Here is a 17,203-nt window from a genome sequence, read left to right as displayed (position 1 = left end):
CAGTGACCATCGACAGCGGGACCATCACCAGCGTCCTGGTGGCCAACCGGGGCGAGATCGCCCGCCGGGTGTTCGCCACCTGCCGTCGCGCCGGGGTCGGCACCGTCGCCGTGTTCTCCGACGCCGACGCCGCCAGCCCACACGTGGCGGAGGCGGACGCCGCGATCCGGTTGCCCGGCAACACCCCGGCGGAGACCTACCTGCGGGGCGAGGCGATCATCGCCGCTGCCAAGGCGGCCGGCGCCGACGCCATCCACCCCGGTTACGGGTTCCTCTCGGAGAACGCGGACTTCGCGCGGGCCGTGGTGGACGCGGGCCTGACCTGGATCGGCCCGCCCGCCAAGTCGATCGAGCTGATGGGCTCGAAGGTCGAGTCCAAGAAGATCATGGACGCGGCCGGAGTGCCGGTGCTGACCGAACTCGATCCCGACTCGGTCACGCAGGCGCAGCTCCCGGTGCTGATCAAGGCGTCCGCGGGTGGCGGCGGACGTGGCATGCGTGTGGTGCGCGAACTGTCCGCACTGCCCGGCGAGCTGGAGGCGGCCAGGCGCGAGGCGCAGTCCGCCTTCGGCGACCCGACGGTGTTCTGCGAGCGCTACCTCGAGACCGGCCGCCACATCGAGGTGCAGGTGATGGCCGACCGGCACGGCACTGTGTGGGCGGTGGGGGAGCGCGAGTGCTCCATCCAGCGTCGCCACCAGAAGGTCGTGGAGGAGGCGCCGTCGCCGCTCGTCGAGCGGCTCCCGGCCATGCGCCCCAGGCTGTTCGAGGCGGCGCGCCTGGCCGCCGACGCCATCGGCTACGAGGGCGCCGGCACGGTGGAGTTCCTGGCCGACGAGCAGGGCGAGTTCTTCTTCCTGGAGATGAACACCCGGCTCCAGGTGGAGCACCCGGTCACCGAGTGCACCACCGGTCTGGACCTGGTGGACCTGCAGCTGCAGGTGGCGAACGGGGCCGCGCTGGCGGCCGACCCGCCCGAGCTGCGCGGACACTCGATCGAGGTCCGGCTCTACGCGGAGGACCCGGCCCAGGACTGGCAGCCGCAGAGCGGCGTGGTACACCGTCTCGAGCTGCCCGGGGCGGTGGAGGAGTTCACGGTCCTGGACCGTGTCGGGGTCCGCCTGGACTCCGGCGTCGTCGACGGCTCGGTCGTCGGCGTGCACTACGACCCGATGCTGGCGAAGGTCATCTCGTTCGCCCCGACCCGTGGCCAGGCCGCGCAGTTGCTGGCCTCGACCTTGGCGCGCACCAGGATTCACGGCCTGCGGACCAACCGCGACCTGTTGGTCGCCATCCTGCGGCACCCCGCGTTCCTCGCCGGGGACACCGACACCGCGTTCTTCGCCACCCACGGACTGGACACCCTGGCGCGCCCGCTCGCCGATCCGGAGACCGAGGCGCTGTCCGCACTCGCGGCCGCGCTCGCCGACGCCGCGGCGAACCGCGCCGCGGCACGGGTGGTCGGCGGGCTGCCCAGCGGCTGGCGGAACCTGCCCTCCCAACCGCACCGCAAGCAGTACACCGGCACCTCCGGTGAGCACGACGTCCGGTACCTGCTCACTCGCGGCGGGCTGCGGGCCGACGGCTTCGAAGGCGTCACCCTGGTGTCGGCCACGCCGGACACCGTCGTGCTCGAGCGCGGCGGACTGCGGCGTACCTACGAGGTCGCCCGTCACGGCGACGAGGTGTTCGTCGACTCAGCCCTCGGCCCGGTCGCACTGACCGTGGCGCCGCGGTTCGTCGACCCCTCGACCGAGGTGGCCGCGGGCTCGTTGCTCGCCCCGATGCCCGGTGCGGTGATCCGGCTCGGCGCAGCTCAGGGCGACACCGTCGTCGCGGGCCAGCCGATCCTGTGGCTCGAGGCGATGAAGATGGAACACACGGTGACCGCGCCCGTGGCAGGTGTGCTCGCCGAGCTGCCGGTCGTCGTGGGTCAACAGGTCGAGGTCGGTTCGGTTCTGGCAGTTGTCGAAGCAACAGAGGAGGACGAGTAGATGAGTGTGAACGCGAGCAGCTTCATCGAGACCGACGAGCAGAAGGAACTGCGCGCCGCGGTGTCCAAGCTCGGCGAGCGGTACGGCTACGTCGACTACGTGCTGCCGAAGGCGCGCCGGGGCGAGCCGCTGACCGAACTGTGGAACGAGGCGGGCAAGCTCGGCTTCCTCGGGGTCAACCTGCCGGAGGAGTACGGCGGCGGGGGCGCAGGGATCTACGAACTGGCGCTGGTCCAGGAGGAGTTGGCAGCCCAGGGCGCCGGTCTGCTGCTGGTGGTGGTCTCCCCGGCCATCTGCGGCACCATCATCGGCAAGTACGGCACCGAGGAGCAGAAGGCCGAGTGGATCCCCGGCCTGGCCGACGGCTCCAAGATCATGGCGTTCGGGATCACCGAGGCGGACGCCGGCTCCAACTCGCATCAGATCGGCACCACCGCGCGTCGCGACGGTGCGGACTGGATCCTGCGTGGCAACAAGATCTTCATCTCCGGTGTGGACCAGGCGGACGCGGTGCTCATCGTCGCGCGCACCGAGGACCACAAGACCGGCCGGCTCAAGCCGGCGTTGTTCATCGTCCCCGCCGATGCGGAGGGCTTCGTCAAGCAGCCGATGGAGATGGACATCGTCGAGCCCGACCACCAGTTCACGCTGTTCCTCGACGACGTGCGGCTTCCCGCCGAGGCACTGGTCGGCTCGGAGGACGCGGCGCTGATGCAGTTGTTCTCGGGTCTCAACCCGGAGCGGATTCTCGGCGCGGCGATGGCGATCGGCATGGGCCGGTACGCGGTGAACGCCGCCGTCGCCTACGCGAAGGAGCGCACGGTGTGGAAGACGCCGATCGGCGCCCACCAGGGCATCGCGCACCCGCTCGCGCAGGTGAAGATCGAGCTCGAGCTGGCCAAGTTGATGATGCAGAAGGCCGCGGCCCTCTACGACAGCGGCGACGACTTCGGCGCCGCCGAGGCCGCCAACATGGCCAAGTACGCGGCAGCGGAGGCCAGCATCAAGGCGCTCGACCAGGCGATCCAGACGCACGGCGGCGCCGGACTGACCAAGGAGTACGGCCTCGCCGCGATGCTCGGCGCGGCGCGGATCGCTCGGGTGGCGCCGGTCAGCCGGGAGATGATCCTCAACTTCGTCTCCCAGCACTCGCTCGGTCTGCCGAGGTCGTACTGACCATGACGATTCCGGAGACGAGCGCGCCGTACGTCCGCTACGAGGTCGCGGGCGGATTCGCCACCGTGACCCTCGACTCGCCGCACAACCGCAACGCGATCTCGTCGCGGTTGGTCGGAGAACTCCGGCAGGCGCTGGCCGACGCGGCGGCCGACGAGGCTGTCCGGGCGGTGGTGCTCACCCACACCGGCAACACGTTCTGCGCCGGCGCGGACCTTTCCGAGGCATCGGCAAGTGCGACCGACCCGGCGGTGGCGGCGTCCCAGCGGACCCAGGGCATGGTCGACCTGCTGCGGGCCTTCCTGGAACTGCCCAAGCCGATCGTCGCGCGCATCGACGGGCACGTACGGGCGGGGGGCATGGGCATCGTCGGCGCCTGCGACCTGGTGGTCGCGGGGCCCAGGTCGACGTTCGCGCTGACCGAGGTCCGGCTCGGCCTGGCCGCGTCGATCATCTCGTTGACGTTGCTGCCGCGGATGGACCCGCGGTCGGTCAGCCGGTACTTCCTGACCGGCGAGAAGTTCGGTACGGAGGAAGCCGCGCGGGTCGGGCTGATCACGGTGGCCGCGCAGGACGCCGCCGCCTCGACCGCGGAACTGCTGGACGAACTCCGGAAGGGGTCGCCGCAGGGCCTGGCGGAGTCGAAGGCGATGGTCAACGCCGCGGTGCTGGCCGACTTCGACGAGTCGGCAGACCGGATGGCCGCACAGTCCGCCCGGCTCTTCGGCACCCCTGAGGCGATGGAGGGCATGATGGCGTTTCTGCAGAAACGGCCGGCGAACTGGGCGGTGACGGGCTGATCGCGGCCGTCTCGGGCCGAGATGCGGCGAACGGGGCCCGCTCCGTGTGGAAGGGCCCCGCTCACCGAGATCGACTGTCGATCAGGCCTTCGGGGTGGGGAGGGCGTCGGCCGAGCCCGAGAAGAAGCTCAGCGCGCTGAACAGGTCGGAGAAGGCGCCGGTGAAGTCGCTGGCGAAGTCGAAGATGTCCGAGGAACCCATGTGAATACTCCTGTTGTGTCTTGCGGCAGTGATCTCTGGCGGATCGGCGGAGGGAAATTCCCTTACCGCCGCTAACCTTCCTACCGGCGGGCAGAGGCCGTGACAAACCAAGGTGAGTGAGCTAACAACGTCGCTCTTTCGTGACGCTGACAAGAGGGGACCGGTGAGGCGAGTGCGCGAGCCGCAGCAGGACCGAAGTCGTCTGACGCGCCAGCGACTGCTGGAAGCCACCGTCGACTGCCTCGCCGAACTGGGCTGGTCGGCCACGACGGTGGCCGTGGTCGCCAAGCGCGCCGGGGTCTCCCGCGGCGCCACTCAGCACCATTTCCCGACCCGCGAGGACCTGATCACCGCGTCGTTGGACTACATGTTCGACAGCCGGATGGAGAGCGTGCGACTCGAGGCGACCGGGCTGCCGCCGGGTCCGGGCCGAACCGAGGCGGTGGTGAGCCGGCTCGTCGACCACTACACCGGAACGCTGTTCAAGGCGGCCCTGCAGGTGTGGACGGCGGCCGCCGCGGACCCCGTCCTGCGGGCCCGGGTGCTGCCGCTCGAGGACAAGTTCGGGCGGGTCGCACACCGCACCACGGTGGCGCTGCTCGGAGTCGACGAGGGTGACCCGGTTGCGCACCGCTGGGTCCAGTTGACCCTCGACCTGGCCCGCGGCCTGGGCCTGGCCGACGTGCTCACCGACGACTCGGTCCGGCGGGCCGAGATCGTGAGGCAGTGGGCGGCGACGCTCGAGATGGTGCTCGAGCAACCTGCCCTGGGTGCGACGCGCCCGCACCTGAAGTGGTGCGGGCCCTGTCGCGTTTCGGTGGAGAGGTGATCAGGCCTCGGGGTTGACGAGCCCGTCGACGGAACCAACGAGGGTTCCCAGCCCGCCGGTGAGGTCGCCAATGGCGCCGGCGAAGGTGCTGATGGCGTCGAAGGCGGAAGCGAACTCAGCAGAACCCATGATGTGCTCCTTTGTGGTGATCGGTGATTCTCGTAGGGGCGCACCGGGTGCGCCGCGGTCCTTTCGTACCGGCGAATCCGCCTCCACCGCAATGGAATTGTGGTGCAGGCAACGCGAATGTCGCTGGAATTTACGAGGAAGTAGACGGAATTTACGTGGAATTAGCGTCAGTTAACTTGACGGTCGGCGGCGTGCCGAACGGTTGAGCGCCGACCTACGGGGAGAGTCAGTCGGGAAACCAGGTCTCGGTGTTGTCGGTGGATCTGCACACGGATGTCGCGGATCCGGTCCGGCGACCGCCGGCAATCCGGGTTCCTCAGCGCTGAGCCGGCGGTTCGACCGACATGCACCAAACCGGGATGTGGGCGGTCGCAGGGGGCCAGAATGAGCGAGGTCAGCTCGCTCCCTCGCTCGAACCCATCTGCGGGAGGTGGCCAGGCATGGCCCCTGAAGGACTGGTGACATCGGAGATCGTGACCACGCCGTCGGTGGTGCGCACGTGCGGCCCCCACCAGACGAGCGGCCTCGCCGGCGTACGGGGCCCAGCCCATGTGCACGGTCCCGGACATCCGTTCCCACGACGGACCTTCCTCGGCGGAGTGGGAGCGCTGGTGGTGGCCGGCCTGGCAGCCTCGGCGACGACCTCGCGTGCGGCTCCCGCGGGGGCCGCCCCGGCCCTCCCGGACCGCCCGAACATCGTGCTCGTCGTCACCGACCAGGAGCGGCCGTCGATGCACTGGCCGCCGGGCTGGGCGGAGCAGAACCTTCCCAACCGGCAGCGGCTGGTGAATCAGGGGCTGAGCTTCACGCAGGCGTTCTGCAACAGCGCGATGTGTTCGCCCAGCCGCAGCACCTTCTTCACCGGTCTGTATCCCGCTCAGCACGGCGTGACGGCCACCCTGACCGAGGGCGGCACCGTCTCGCCCACGGAACCGCAGCTGCAGGCGGGGGAGCAGAACATGGCGAAGTTGCTGGCGTCGGCCGGGTACAACGTCCACTACCGCGGCAAGTGGCACATGAGCAAGGGTGCCGACGGCGGCGACCCGTCCAGCGCGGACATCGCGGCCTTCGGGTTCCGGGGATGGATACCGCCGGAGGCGGGACAGGACACCAGTCCGGACCACTTCGGCGGCGGCTGCGCGGACCACGACCGGCGCGTCGCGGCCGAGGCGGTGGAGTTCCTCGACGGACTGGACCCGAACGACGACACCCCCTTCGCCCTGATCGTCTCGTTCGTCAACCCGCACGACGTGCTCGCCTACCCGCAGACCTGGGACGAGCAGGACGGCGCGTGCGACAACTACGGGTCCGCGGCCCCCGGCTCGTTCCGGCAGGGCATCGAGCTGCCGCCGACCGTCGACGAGGACCTGGCGCTCAACTTCAAGCCGACCGCGCAGGTCCAGTCCGAGCTGCTGCTGGCGGCGGGCCTGGGGCCGCTGGTGGGACCGCAGGCGGCGAAGAACTACGTGAACTTCTACGCCTACATGCACAAGGTGGTCGACGAACACGTCGGCGCGGTGCTCGATGCGCTGGAGGCCCGGCCCGGGCGGCGCGACGAGACCGTCGTGATCCGGATGTCGGACCACGGCGAGATGGGACTCTCGCACGGGGGACTGCGCCAGAAGGTGTTCAACGCGTACGAGGAGACCCTGCGGGTGCCGCTGGTGATCAGCAACCCGGTGCTGTTCCCGGCTCCGGTCGAGACCAACTCGCTGGCGACGCTCATCGACGTGATGCCCACCCTGGCGACTCTCGCTCGGGTACCCGACCGCGCGGCGTGGCGGTTCCTCGGCACGGACCTGACCCCGGTCCTCACCAACCCGGGCGCGCAGGTGCAGGACGTCGTCCACTTCACCTACGACGACCAGAACTGCGCCACTCCCGACGGGCAGAGCATCGTCACCCAGCCGAACCACATGCGGACGGTCCGCGATGCCCGGTGGAAGTACACCGTCTACTTCGACCCCGCCGGCGTGGCGCCGCAGCAGGCCGAGCTCTACGACCTGCGCGACGACCCGCTGGAGCTGCACAACCGGGCGGATCCGCGCAATCTCGGCTACTTCGCGCCGTTGCAGATGGCGACGATGCACGCGACGTTGCTGCGGGTGATGGCGGAGAAGGGGACCGCCCCGGCACGGGGACTGGTCTGACGGCGACGGCGTCGCGGCCGACGGGATCGGCTGCGAGGGTGGACAACTGGCTTCCGACCTGCGTGAATTGTCTGATGGGGGGTCCGTCCTGGCAGCCGCGAAGCGTGGTCCGCTTTGACCGCGAACCCCGCTGGCGGGTACCGTGGAACGCTGTGCCCGGAGCATGCGGGCAGATTGTGTGCAAGGTGAAGGCCAGCGAAAGCGGCCGATGCGAGTCGGCGTGCCCTGAAAATGGCCGCTCACCGGCATGCGACAGCCCCTCCTCGGGTCATAGAGGCGGGACGCAGAGCTCGACTACAAGACGTTTTTAGTAACAACACGAGGAAAGCCGGTCTATGCCAACCATCAACCAGCTGGTCCGCAAGGGTCGCCGCGACAAGCCCGCGAAGCAGAAGACCGCGGCCCTGAAGGGCAGCCCCCAGCGTCGCGGTGTGTGCACCCGCGTGTACACCACCACGCCCAAGAAGCCGAACTCCGCGCTGCGTAAGGTCGCGCGTGTTCGCCTGACCAGCTCGGTCGAGGTCACGGCCTACATCCCCGGCGAGGGTCACAACCTGCAGGAGCACTCGATGGTGCTCGTCCGCGGTGGTCGAGTGAAGGACCTCCCGGGTGTGCGCTACAAGATCATCCGCGGCTCGCTCGACACCCAGGGTGTCAAGAACCGCAAGCAGGCTCGTAGCCGCTACGGCGCCAAGAAGGAGAAGAGCTAATGCCACGCAAGGGCCCCGCACCCAAGCGTCCGTTGATCAACGACCCGGTCTACGGGTCGCCTCTGGTCACGCAGCTGGTCAACAAGATCCTGCTCGACGGCAAGAAGTCGACCGCTGAGCGGATCGTGTACCAGGCGCTCGAGCAGGCGCGCGAGAAGACCGGCACCGACCCGGTCGTCACCCTCAAGCGTGCGCTCGACAACGTCAAGCCCGCCCTCGAGGTTCGCAGCCGCCGTGTCGGTGGCGCGACCTACCAGGTCCCGGTCGAGGTTCGCCCCGGCCGCTCCACCACCCTCGCGCTGCGTTGGCTGGTGACGTTCTCTCGCGCACGTCGTGAGAAGACGATGGTCGAGCGTCTGGCCAACGAGCTCCTGGATGCCAGCAATGGTCTGGGTGCGGCTGTGAAGCGTCGCGAGGACACTCACAAGATGGCCGAAGCCAACAAGGCGTTCGCGCACTACCGCTGGTGAATCGACGCCGGGCGGCACGTAATGTGCCGCTCCGGCGTTGCCACTATGTGTCGGTTCCTCCAGGGCCGGCTGACAACACAAATAGCATTGGTCCCGAAGGGGCCGACACGAGCAACGAGCGGGGAAGAGTCCTGTGGCACAGGAAGTGCTGACCGACCTGAACAAGGTCCGCAACATCGGCATCATGGCGCACATCGATGCCGGCAAGACCACCACCACCGAGCGCATCCTCTTCTACACCGGTGTGAACTACAAGATCGGTGAGACGCACGACGGCGCCTCGACGACTGACTGGATGGAGCAGGAGAAGGAGCGCGGCATCACGATCACGTCTGCCGCCGTGACCTGCTTCTGGAACGACAACCAGATCAACATCATCGACACCCCGGGCCACGTCGACTTCACCGTCGAGGTCGAGCGCTCGCTGCGCGTCCTCGACGGCGCCGTCGCGGTGTTCGACGGCAAGGAGGGCGTCGAGCCCCAGTCCGAGCAGGTCTGGCGTCAGGCCGCCAAGTACGACGTTCCGCGCATCTGTTTCGTCAACAAGATGGACAAGATGGGCGCGGACTTCTACTTCACCGTGCAGACGATCATCGACCGTCTCGGTGCGAAGCCGTTGGTCCTGCAGCTGCCGATCGGCGCCGAGGATGCCTTCGACGGCGTCGTCGACCTGGTCGAGATGCGGGCCCTGACCTGGCGCGGCGTGGTGCCCACCGGTGCCCCCGTCACCGTCGAGGAGATCCCCGCGGATCTGGTCGAGAAGGCCGCGGAGTACCGCACCATGCTGCTCGAGACGGTCGCCGAGTCCGACGACGCTCTCATGGAGAAGTACTTCGGCGGTGAGGAGCTCACGGTCGAGGAGATCAAGGGCGCCATCCGCAAGATGACGGTCAACTCCGAGCTGTACCCGGTCCTCTGTGGCTCCGCGTTCAAGAACAAGGGCGTGCAGCCCATGCTCGACGCGGTCATCGACTACCTGCCGACGCCGCTGGACATCGGCGAGGTCGAGGGACACGCCCTCAACAACGAGGACGAGATCCTCACGCGTAAGCCGAGCAAGGACGAGCCGTTCTCGGCGCTGGCCTTCAAGATCGCTGCGCACCCGTTCTTCGGCAAGCTGACCTTCGTGCGCGTCTACTCGGGTCGTCTCGATCCGGGCCAGCAGGTGCTCAACGCCACCAAGGGCAAGAAGGAGCGCATCGGAAAGCTCTTCCAGATGCACGCCAACAAGGAGAACCCGGTCGACGAGGCCGTCGCGGGCCACATCTACGCGATGATCGGCCTGAAGGACACCACCACCGGTGACACCCTGTGCGACCAGGCGAACCCGATCGTGCTCGAGTCGATGAGCTTCCCGGACCCGGTCATCCAGGTCTCGATCGAGCCCAAGACCAAGTCCGACCAGGAGAAGCTGGGCACCGCGATCCAGAAGCTGGCCGAAGAGGACCCGACCTTCTCGGTCGAGCTCGACGAGGAGACCGGCCAGACCGTCATCGGCGGCATGGGCGAGCTCCACCTCGACATCCTCGTCGACCGCATGCGTCGCGAGTTCAAGGTCGAGGCCAACGTCGGCAAGCCGCAGGTGGCGTACCGCGAGACCATCACCAAGAAGGTCGAGAAGCACGAGTTCACCCACAAGAAGCAGACCGGTGGTTCGGGTCAGTTCGCAAAGGTGATCATCGCGCTCGAGCCCTTCATCGGCGAAGAGGGCGAGTCGTACACGTTCGAGAACAAGGTCTCCGGTGGCCGCGTTCCTCGCGAGTACATCCCCTCCGTCGACCACGGTGCGCGCGACGCGATGCAGTACGGCGTCCTCGCCGGCTACCCGCTCGTGAACCTCAAGCTGACGCTGCTCGACGGTGCGTACCACGACGTCGACTCGTCCGAAATGGCCTTCAAGGTTGCCGGTTCGCAGGCACTGAAGGAAGCCGCCCGCAAGGCCGGTCCGGTCATCCTCGAGCCGCTCATGGCTGTCGAGGTGACCACGCCCGAGGAGTACATGGGCGACGTGATCGGCGACCTCAACTCCCGCCGTGGCCAGATCCAGGCCATGGAGGAACGCAGTGGTGCCCGTGTCGTGAAGGCGCTGGTTCCGCTCTCGGAGATGTTCGGCTACATCGGTGACCTGCGGTCCAGGACCCAGGGTCGAGCGAACTTCTCCATGGTGTTTGATTCCTACGCAGAGGTTCCCGCGAACGTCTCGAAGGAAATCATCGCCAAGGCAACCGGCGAGTAACACCAGCTGGGAGCAAGACCGCTGGAGAGTTTTCACCAGCTGAGCACGACAGAAGTACCAACCAACCCACCACTGCTGCATATCGCAAGCAACACAACAGGAGGCCATCAAGTGGCGAAGGCGAAGTTCGAGCGGACGAAGCCGCACGTCAACATCGGGACCATCGGTCACGTTGACCACGGCAAGACCACCACCACCGCAGCTATCACCAAGGTGCTTGCCGATGCCTACCCCGACCTGAACGAGGCCTCGGCCTTCGATCAGATCGACAAGGCGCCCGAGGAGAAGGCTCGCGGCATCACGATCAACATCTCGCATGTTGAGTACCAGACGGAGAAGCGCCACTACGCGCACGTCGATGCCCCGGGCCACGCCGACTACATCAAGAACATGATCACCGGTGCTGCGCAGATGGACGGCGCGATCCTGGTCGTGGCGGCCACCGACGGCCCGATGCCCCAGACGCGTGAGCACGTGCTGCTCGCCCGCCAGGTCGGCGTGCCGTACATCCTCGTTGCGCTGAACAAGGCCGACATGGTCGACGACGAGGAAATCCTCGAGCTCGTCGAGATGGAGGTCCGCGAACTGCTGGCCGCCCAGGAGTTCGACGAGGAAGCGCCGGTCATCCCGATCTCGGCACTGAAGGCGCTCGAGGGCGACCCGAAGTGGGTCCAGAGCATCGTCGACCTCATGAAGGCCGTCGACGAGTCCATCCCGGACCCGGTCCGTGAGACCGACAAGCCGTTCCTCATGCCCGTCGAGGACGTCTTCACCATCACCGGTCGTGGCACCGTCGTCACCGGTCGTATCGAGCGCGGCGTCGTGAACGTGAACGAGGAGGTGGAGATCGTCGGCATCAAGGAGACCTCCACCAAGACCACGGTCACCGGCATCGAGATGTTCCGCAAGCTGCTCGACCAGGGTCAGGCCGGCGACAACGTCGGTCTGCTGGTCCGCGGCATCAAGCGCGAGGACGTCGAGCGTGGCCAGGTTGTGGTCAAGCCCGGCACCACCACCCCGCACACCGAGTTCGAGGGCAACGCCTACATCCTGTCCAAGGACGAGGGCGGCCGCCACACGCCGTTCTTCAACAACTACCGCCCGCAGTTCTACTTCCGTACCACGGACGTTACGGGCGTCGTGACCCTGCCCGAGGGCACCGAGATGGTCATGCCCGGTGACAACACCGAGATGTCCGTCGTGCTGATCCAGCCGATCGCGATGGACGAGGGCCTGCGCTACGCCATCCGTGAGGGTGGCCGCACCGTTGGCGCCGGTCGCGTCACCAAGATCATCAAGTGATCTAGCTCCACAACGCCGAACGGCGCTCACTCCGCAAGGGGTGGGCGCCGTTCGGCGTTTCAGTGCCAGCGCAGGTGGGTGAGCACAGGTGTGTCAGGCACGGTTGCCGGCCGGGCGGCCGGTTCGGCCCGGCCCGGCCCGGCCGACTCAGGCGGGTGAGTCGGCCGGGTCGAGGTGCAGCAGCACCTGGGTCGCGACCGGCGCACCGGGCAGGGCGGCGGCCATGGACAGCGCCATGGCCTCGGCGTCCCGGTTGAACTTCACCAGGTCGACGGTGGGGTCCGCGGTCACCGTGACGCGCAGGGTCGGGCGGCCGCGGTCGTCGACGGCCGCGGAGCGTACCGAGCGCACCCCGGGCAGCGCGGACAGCTCGGCGGCGAGCCCGACGGCCATCGGACTCAGGTCCACCGACAGCTCCGAGCCCGCGTTGTCGACACCGAGCGCAGCGGTGCGGACCTGCACGGTCGACGTGCGTCCGCGGCGGAGGTTGATCGTCAGCAGGCTCACCCCGACCAGCACGGACACGACGCAGGTGACGGCCAGAGCCGTCGGCCACCAGTCGGCGGCGGGCGCGGCGGCGACGCGAGCCCGGTCGAACCGGCGCACCAGTTCGACGGACGCGTCGAGCCCGGCCCTCCAGGTCACCGCCAGCACGCCGCCGGCGAGCAGCAGGCACCCCGTGGTCAGCACCACGAGCCGGTCCACGAGGACGGTCCGCCGCTTCACGGGCGCACCCGGCCGATCCGGACGCGCAGCTCGGGCGTCGCGGCCAGCGTCGCGAGGCGCGGCGCGACCGCGTCCCGCACGTCGGCCTGCAGCGAGGCATCGTCGACGTCGCCGTTCGGGACGACGTGCACGGTGGCACGGCGCCGGTCGACGGTGGTGTGAACCGAGTGCACACCGGCGACCGTGCCCGCGTGCGCACTGCACATCCGGGCCACGTCGGTCGGCCGCAGCCACACCACCGGGAGGTCGGGGCGGCCCAGCGCCAGGTGGGTGCGGGCCGTGGGGGCGAGCGCGAGGTAGAGCAGCACCAGCCCGCAGACCGCCGCGGCCACACCGGCCGGCAGCATCCAGCCCTGCCAGTGCAGCCCGGCCAGCCAGGTCGCCGAGTTCCGCAGCCAGGCGGCGGGCGCGATGACCTCCTGCGCGATCAGGAACTCGCGGCCCGTCAGCCCCGCCAGCGCCAGCAGCAGGGCCGCCACCAGCAGCGTGACGAATGCCGCGGCGGGCCGGCTGACGGGAGGACGTGCGGCGGGCGGGAGCGCGTCGACGTGGCCGTCCGCGACCAGTTGGCGGGCGTCGACCTCGGCGGGCGACTGCGGGCCGCCGGGCACCGCCGCCGCGACCACGATGTGCAGGGATTCCATCGGAATGCCGCCGAGCGTCCGGATCCGCTCGCCCACCTGCCGGTGGACCTCACGCGAGAGCACCGCGACAGGGCAGGGCCAGGTCACCGCGACGTACAGGGCGACGGCCACCGAGTCGGCGCCCATGGCGACCTCGGCGCGCGGCAGGTCCCGGCCGCCGAGCAGGAAAAGCCCGCCGCTGTGCCGGACCACGCCGGGCACCTGCAGCGCGGCGGCCACGGCGATCTTCGCGATCGCCTTGTCCTTGACGATGAGCCGGCCGCGGGCGCCACGCTCCCGGTCGAGTGCGCTGGGTTCGTCCGGCTGGTGCCCGGTGGCGGCGTCGAGTGCGGCGTCGCCGGCGCTCAGGGCGTCAGCCACGGCCCCGGCCCCGCAGCAGGGCGCCGAGGTCCACGTGGCCGTCCCGGTGGGCGCCGATCGCCAGGCCGAGCCCGCCGAGCAGCACCGCGAAGACGAAGCCGCCGAAGCCGCCGATGATGCCGGCCAGCGCCAGCAGTAGGCCCGTGACCAGGCCGATGACAGTGTTGTTCATCGCGGGTGTCCTTCGCTTCGTACGTCCTCGACCGTGACGTGCACCGGTACGGCCAGCTCGGCGGCGAGCGCGGCCCGCACCCGGGCCGCGACCTCGACGACGTTCGCGGGGTAGCGGACGCTGATGTGTACCGCGCAGGCGTCCTCGGTCAACGAGATGCCCGAGACGCGTCGGCCCGGCAGGTAGGTGGCCACCTCGCCGAACTGGCCGCCGTGCAGGTCGGCGACGTCGGGAACGGCCAGCACCAGTGCGGCCAGCCGCTCGGCGCGATCGGGTTCCGGCGCGGAGGTCACTGAACCCTCGGCCGGCTGTCGGCTTCCGAGGCGGGCGCGTTCTCGTCGAAGAGCACCACGTCGTAGACGGTGATGTTGACCTCGGTGACCTCGAGGCCGGTCATCCGTTCCACCGCAGCGATCACGTTGCGGCGGATCCCGGCCGCCAGTTCGTGCAGCGCCACGCCGTACTCGGCGACGATGCCGATGTCGATGGCGGCCTGCTTGGCGCCGACCTCCACGGCCACGCCCTGGCCGTGGTTGACGCGGGCCCCGGGGATCCGGTCCCGCAGGGCGCCCACCGCGCGGGCCGTGCCGCCGCCGACGTCGAACACCCCGCTGATCTCACGGGTTGCGATGCCGGCGATCTTCGCGACCACCGCGTCCGCGATGATCGTGCGGCCCTGGGAACTCACCAACTCGGTGGAGCTGGCGGTCCCGAACTGTACCGGGCTGTACTGCGTTGGCTGGGATGGTGATTCGGCTCTGCTCGGATCGGTGGTCACAGTGTCAACTGTAGTGAGTACGGGAGCGCCACGACGCCCCTGAGGCGGAATCACCTACCGTGGAGCCGACCGGCGAGAGGTAAGGAAGTTCGAAGATGGGGGAGACCCAGTCGCAGGCCGCGAAACCGGCCGCGCCCGAGGCATCGGCGAGCGGTCACGGACGGGGCAAGGTGGTGACGGCGCTGCTCGCGCTGGCGTGCCTGGTGCTGGCGGGGCTCAGCGGGGCGATGCTGTGGCAGCACCGCACCGCCACCGACCGGGAGGCGGACCGCGAGGCGTTCCTGCGGGCCGCCCGCGACGGCGCCATCGCGGTCTCCACGATCGACCACGACCACGCGGAGGCGGACGTGCAACGCGTCCTGGACCTGTCCACCGGTCAGTTCCGGGACGACTTCCAGGAGCGCTCCGAGGCCTACGTCTCGGTGGTGCAGCGCGCCGAGGTGAGCACCACCGGCGCGGAGGCGTTGGCGGGCATCGAGTCGCAGGATGCCGACCGCGCGACGGTCCTCGTGCAGCTCACCTCCACGGTCAGCAACACCGCCGGGGCACAGGACCAGACGCGCCCGGTGCGACTGCGGATCACGGTGGACAAGACCGACGGACGGTTCAAGATGTCGGACCTGGAGTTCGTGGCATGAGGGGCGCCTCGACCCACCCGGTCCGTCGCCGGCCGTGGACGCGGATCCTGACGGCCGTCGCCGCCGTTCTCGCGATCCTCGCCGGCGCGCTGTACCTGGGCTGGTACCTGCCCGGTCAGCGGGTCGACGACCGGGCCAGGGCAGAGGCCGCGCAGGCCGCGGCCGACGGCGCCGCGGCCCTGCTGACCTACACCCCGGACAGCGTGGCGGCGGACCTGTCGGCCGCCACGGAGCGGCTCACGGGTGAGTACAAGGACTACTACGGCCGGATCGTGGACTCGGTGATCGTGCCGACGGCCCGGGACCAGAAGATCAGCTCCCACGCCACCGTCACCGGTACCGGGGTCAGTTCGTTCGACGCGGATTCGGCGCAGGTGCTGGTGTTCCTGTCCCAGACGTCCACCTCGGCGGACCGGCCGCAGCCGGTCGCGAACACCGCCGGGGCGGTGGTCGAGCTCAGCCGGGTCGACGGCGACTGGCTGATCTCCCGTTTCGACGTCGGCTGACGGTCTTCGGCCCGCCGTCGGTGGGGGCGATCCGAGGCGGTCTCCCGGCGCGCGCACTACTAGAACGTGTGTCAGTTTGGTTTACTGGTGCACGGCCCTCGTAGGTCGCGGGAGAAGATCAGGCGTGAGAGGTTGAGCGGATGAGCAACGGACGAGTCGGTGCAGCGGGTGACGCTCGCGTCGTCGTGGTGGGTGCCGGACTGGCGGGTCTGCGGACCGCGGAGGAGCTTCGGCGGGCCGGGCACGAGGGCGAAGTGGTGCTCGTCGGCGCCGAGACGCACCTGCCGTACGACCGACCGCCGCTGTCCAAGGAGGTCGTCCGCGGCGAACGCGACGACGTGACCCTGCGGCCGACGGAGTTCTTCGACGAGCAGGCCATCGAGCTGCGACTGGGCTCCGGCGCGGTCGCGCTGGACACCGCCGCCCGCACCGTCGCGCTGGCCGACGGCACCTCCGTGGACTACGACCACCTGGTGATCGCGACCGGACTGCTGCCACGGCGGATCCCCGGGCTGCCGGACCTCGACGGCGTGCACGTGCTGCGCACGCTCGAGGACTCGCTCGGCCTGCGCGCGGACCTCGTCCCCGGCCGGACCGCGCTCGTCGTCGGCGCCGGTTTCATCGGCTGCGAGCTCGCGGCCAGTATGCGCAAGTCCGGCCTCGAGGTGATCCTCGTCGAGCCGCAGCCGGCGCCGCTGGCGTCGGTGCTGGGGCCGGAGGTCGGCGCGCTGGTCGGCCGGTTGCACACCGCCGAGGGCGTCGACGTGCGCACCGGCACCGGGCTGACCGCGCTGCTGGGCGAGGGCCGGGTGCGCGGCGCGGTGCTCTCGGACGGCACCGAGGTCGCCGCCGACCTGGTGGTCATCGGGATCGGCTCGGTTCCGGTCACCGACTGGCTGGCGGACTCCGGGGTGCGGCTGGCCGAGCGCGCCGACGGCGGCGGGGTGCTCACGGACGAGACGGGACGCACCAGCGACCCGCAGGTGTGGGCGGTCGGCGATGTCGCCGCGTGGCTGCACCGCGACGGAAGCCGGCGGCGCGTCGAGCACTGGAGCAACGCGGGTGAACAGGCCAAGGCCGTCGCCCTCGCGTTGATCGGCAGTGACGGCGAGGTTGCCGCGCAGGTGCCGTACTTCTGGAGCGACCAGTACGACCTCAAGGTTCAGGCGCTGGGTGAGCCGTCGGCGACGGACACCGTGCACGTGGTGCGTGACGACGGCCGCAAGTTCCTGGCCTACTACGAACGGAACGGCGCACTGGCCGCGGTGGTCGGCTGCGGCCTCGCCGGCCCGGTGATGAAGATGCGGGCGAAGATCGCCGCCGGGGTGCCGATCGCAGAGGTGCTCGAGCCCGCGGGCGTCTAACGTCGTCTAACGTGAGGG

18 protein-coding genes are annotated in these 17,203 nt (G+C 69.5%); 12 read left to right on the top strand and 6 right to left on the bottom strand.

Going from position 1 to position 17,203, the window contains the following annotated elements:
• Positions 1–2 precede the first annotated feature (2 nt).
• From AC1DWC_RS13280 to AC1DWC_RS13265, 4 genes are all read left to right on the top strand, one after another.
• Positions 3–1,994 (top strand): acetyl/propionyl/methylcrotonyl-CoA carboxylase subunit alpha, encoded by a 1,992-nt coding sequence (locus AC1DWC_RS13280; protein ID WP_477908682.1) that lies wholly within the window; start codon positions 3–5, stop codon positions 1,992–1,994.
• Entirely contained in the window at positions 1,995–3,170 is a 1,176-nt protein-coding gene (locus tag AC1DWC_RS13275) for an acyl-CoA dehydrogenase family protein (RefSeq protein WP_477908680.1), read from the top strand.
• Between the two features lie 2 nt (positions 3,171–3,172).
• Positions 3,173–3,970 (top strand): enoyl-CoA hydratase family protein, encoded by a 798-nt coding sequence (locus AC1DWC_RS13270; protein ID WP_477908678.1) that lies wholly within the window; start codon positions 3,173–3,175, stop codon positions 3,968–3,970.
• Positions 3,971–4,343: 373 nt separating this feature from the next.
• Positions 4,344–5,000: a TetR/AcrR family transcriptional regulator gene (locus tag AC1DWC_RS13265; protein WP_477908676.1), complete on the top strand. Its 657-nt coding sequence runs from the start codon at positions 4,344–4,346 to the stop codon at positions 4,998–5,000.
• Here the strand turns inward: AC1DWC_RS13265 and AC1DWC_RS13260 are convergent, their stop codons facing one another.
• Positions 5,001–5,129 (bottom strand): hypothetical protein, encoded by a 129-nt coding sequence (locus AC1DWC_RS13260; RefSeq protein WP_255312488.1) that lies wholly within the window; start codon positions 5,127–5,129, stop codon positions 5,001–5,003.
• Between the two features lie 440 nt (positions 5,130–5,569).
• Between AC1DWC_RS13260 and AC1DWC_RS13255 the strand changes: the two genes are divergently transcribed.
• The 5 genes from AC1DWC_RS13255 to tuf all read left to right on the top strand — a co-directional run bounded on the left by AC1DWC_RS13255 (position 5,570) and on the right by tuf (position 11,997).
• A complete protein-coding gene (locus AC1DWC_RS13255) occupies positions 5,570–7,279 on the top strand; it encodes a sulfatase family protein (RefSeq protein WP_477908674.1) in 1,710 nt (569 codons plus the stop codon).
• A gap of 335 nt (positions 7,280–7,614) precedes the next feature.
• On the top strand, positions 7,615–7,989 hold the full coding sequence (gene rpsL, locus AC1DWC_RS13250) for a 30S ribosomal protein S12 (protein ID WP_072842735.1): 375 nt from the start codon (positions 7,615–7,617) through the stop codon (positions 7,987–7,989).
• Positions 7,989–8,459 carry a 30S ribosomal protein S7 gene (gene rpsG, locus AC1DWC_RS13245; RefSeq protein ID WP_003941856.1) on the top strand — a complete coding sequence of 157 codons (471 nt, stop codon included), beginning with the start codon at positions 7,989–7,991 and terminating at the stop codon, positions 8,457–8,459. Before rpsL ends, rpsG begins: the two co-directional genes overlap by 1 nt.
• Positions 8,460–8,592: 133 nt before the next feature.
• A complete protein-coding gene (gene fusA / locus AC1DWC_RS13240) occupies positions 8,593–10,695 on the top strand; it encodes an elongation factor G (RefSeq protein ID WP_477838640.1) in 2,103 nt (700 codons plus the stop codon).
• A gap of 111 nt (positions 10,696–10,806) precedes the next feature.
• Positions 10,807–11,997: an elongation factor Tu gene (gene tuf / locus AC1DWC_RS13235; protein ID WP_477908672.1), complete on the top strand. Its 1,191-nt coding sequence runs from the start codon at positions 10,807–10,809 to the stop codon at positions 11,995–11,997.
• Positions 11,998–12,144: 147 nt separating this feature from the next.
• On the opposite strand, the gene AC1DWC_RS13230 is transcribed toward tuf, so the two are convergent.
• From AC1DWC_RS13230 to AC1DWC_RS13210, 5 genes are read right to left on the bottom strand one after another with little or no spacing between them, the layout of a single operon-like run.
• The gene (locus AC1DWC_RS13230) at positions 12,145–12,723 is read right to left on the bottom strand and encodes a hypothetical protein (RefSeq protein WP_477908670.1); all 579 of its coding nucleotides are present in this window, start codon (positions 12,721–12,723) and stop codon (positions 12,145–12,147) included.
• On the bottom strand, positions 12,720–13,727 hold the full coding sequence (locus tag AC1DWC_RS13225; RefSeq protein ID WP_477908668.1) for a DUF6286 domain-containing Asp23/Gls24 family envelope stress response protein: 1,008 nt from the start codon (positions 13,725–13,727) through the stop codon (positions 12,720–12,722). Before AC1DWC_RS13225 ends, AC1DWC_RS13230 begins: the two co-directional genes overlap by 4 nt.
• Positions 13,720–13,899: a DUF2273 domain-containing protein gene (locus AC1DWC_RS13220; RefSeq protein ID WP_072842739.1), complete on the bottom strand. Its 180-nt coding sequence runs from the start codon at positions 13,897–13,899 to the stop codon at positions 13,720–13,722. Before AC1DWC_RS13220 ends, AC1DWC_RS13225 begins: the two co-directional genes overlap by 8 nt.
• A complete protein-coding gene (locus AC1DWC_RS13215; protein ID WP_072842740.1) occupies positions 13,896–14,192 on the bottom strand; it encodes a hypothetical protein in 297 nt (98 codons plus the stop codon). The genes AC1DWC_RS13220 and AC1DWC_RS13215 overlap by 4 nt, the downstream gene beginning before the upstream one ends.
• Entirely contained in the window at positions 14,189–14,677 is a 489-nt protein-coding gene (locus AC1DWC_RS13210) for an Asp23/Gls24 family envelope stress response protein (protein ID WP_477908665.1), read from the bottom strand. The genes AC1DWC_RS13215 and AC1DWC_RS13210 overlap by 4 nt, the downstream gene beginning before the upstream one ends.
• Before the next feature lie 95 nt (positions 14,678–14,772).
• Between AC1DWC_RS13210 and AC1DWC_RS13205 the strand changes: the two genes are divergently transcribed.
• The 3 genes from AC1DWC_RS13205 to AC1DWC_RS13195 all read left to right on the top strand — a co-directional run bounded on the left by AC1DWC_RS13205 (position 14,773) and on the right by AC1DWC_RS13195 (position 17,185).
• The gene (locus AC1DWC_RS13205; protein WP_477908663.1) at positions 14,773–15,315 is read left to right on the top strand and encodes a hypothetical protein; all 543 of its coding nucleotides are present in this window, start codon (positions 14,773–14,775) and stop codon (positions 15,313–15,315) included.
• The gene (locus AC1DWC_RS13200) at positions 15,312–15,821 is read left to right on the top strand and encodes a twin-arginine translocation pathway signal (RefSeq protein ID WP_477838654.1); all 510 of its coding nucleotides are present in this window, start codon (positions 15,312–15,314) and stop codon (positions 15,819–15,821) included. The genes AC1DWC_RS13205 and AC1DWC_RS13200 overlap by 4 nt, the downstream gene beginning before the upstream one ends.
• A gap of 140 nt (positions 15,822–15,961) precedes the next feature.
• Positions 15,962–17,185: an NAD(P)/FAD-dependent oxidoreductase gene (locus AC1DWC_RS13195; protein WP_477908661.1), complete on the top strand. Its 1,224-nt coding sequence runs from the start codon at positions 15,962–15,964 to the stop codon at positions 17,183–17,185.
• The last annotated feature ends 18 nt before the right edge of the window (positions 17,186–17,203 follow it).

It is taken from the genome of Rhodococcus sp. P4_C10 (assembly GCF_056402135.1).
This window is presented reverse-complemented; position numbering and strand designations above follow the sequence as displayed.

Coding starts and splice junctions, on each gene's coding strand:
- AC1DWC_RS13275 (WP_477908680.1), top strand. CDS start 1,995: ATGAGTGTGAACGCGAGCAGCTTCATCGAGACCGACGAGCAGAAGGAA.
- AC1DWC_RS13270 (WP_477908678.1), top strand. CDS start 3,173: ATGACGATTCCGGAGACGAGCGCGCCGTACGTCCGCTACGAGGTCGCG.
- AC1DWC_RS13260 (WP_255312488.1), bottom strand. CDS start 5,129: ATGGGTTCTGCTGAGTTCGCTTCCGCCTTCGACGCCATCAGCACCTTC.
- AC1DWC_RS13255 (WP_477908674.1), top strand. CDS start 5,570: ATGGCCCCTGAAGGACTGGTGACATCGGAGATCGTGACCACGCCGTCG.
- rpsL (WP_072842735.1), top strand. CDS start 7,615: ATGCCAACCATCAACCAGCTGGTCCGCAAGGGTCGCCGCGACAAGCCC.
- rpsG (WP_003941856.1), top strand. CDS start 7,989: ATGCCACGCAAGGGCCCCGCACCCAAGCGTCCGTTGATCAACGACCCG.
- AC1DWC_RS13220 (WP_072842739.1), bottom strand. CDS start 13,899: ATGAACAACACTGTCATCGGCCTGGTCACGGGCCTACTGCTGGCGCTG.
- AC1DWC_RS13205 (WP_477908663.1), top strand. CDS start 14,773: ATGGGGGAGACCCAGTCGCAGGCCGCGAAACCGGCCGCGCCCGAGGCA.
- AC1DWC_RS13200 (WP_477838654.1), top strand. CDS start 15,312: ATGAGGGGCGCCTCGACCCACCCGGTCCGTCGCCGGCCGTGGACGCGG.
- AC1DWC_RS13195 (WP_477908661.1), top strand. CDS start 15,962: ATGAGCAACGGACGAGTCGGTGCAGCGGGTGACGCTCGCGTCGTCGTG.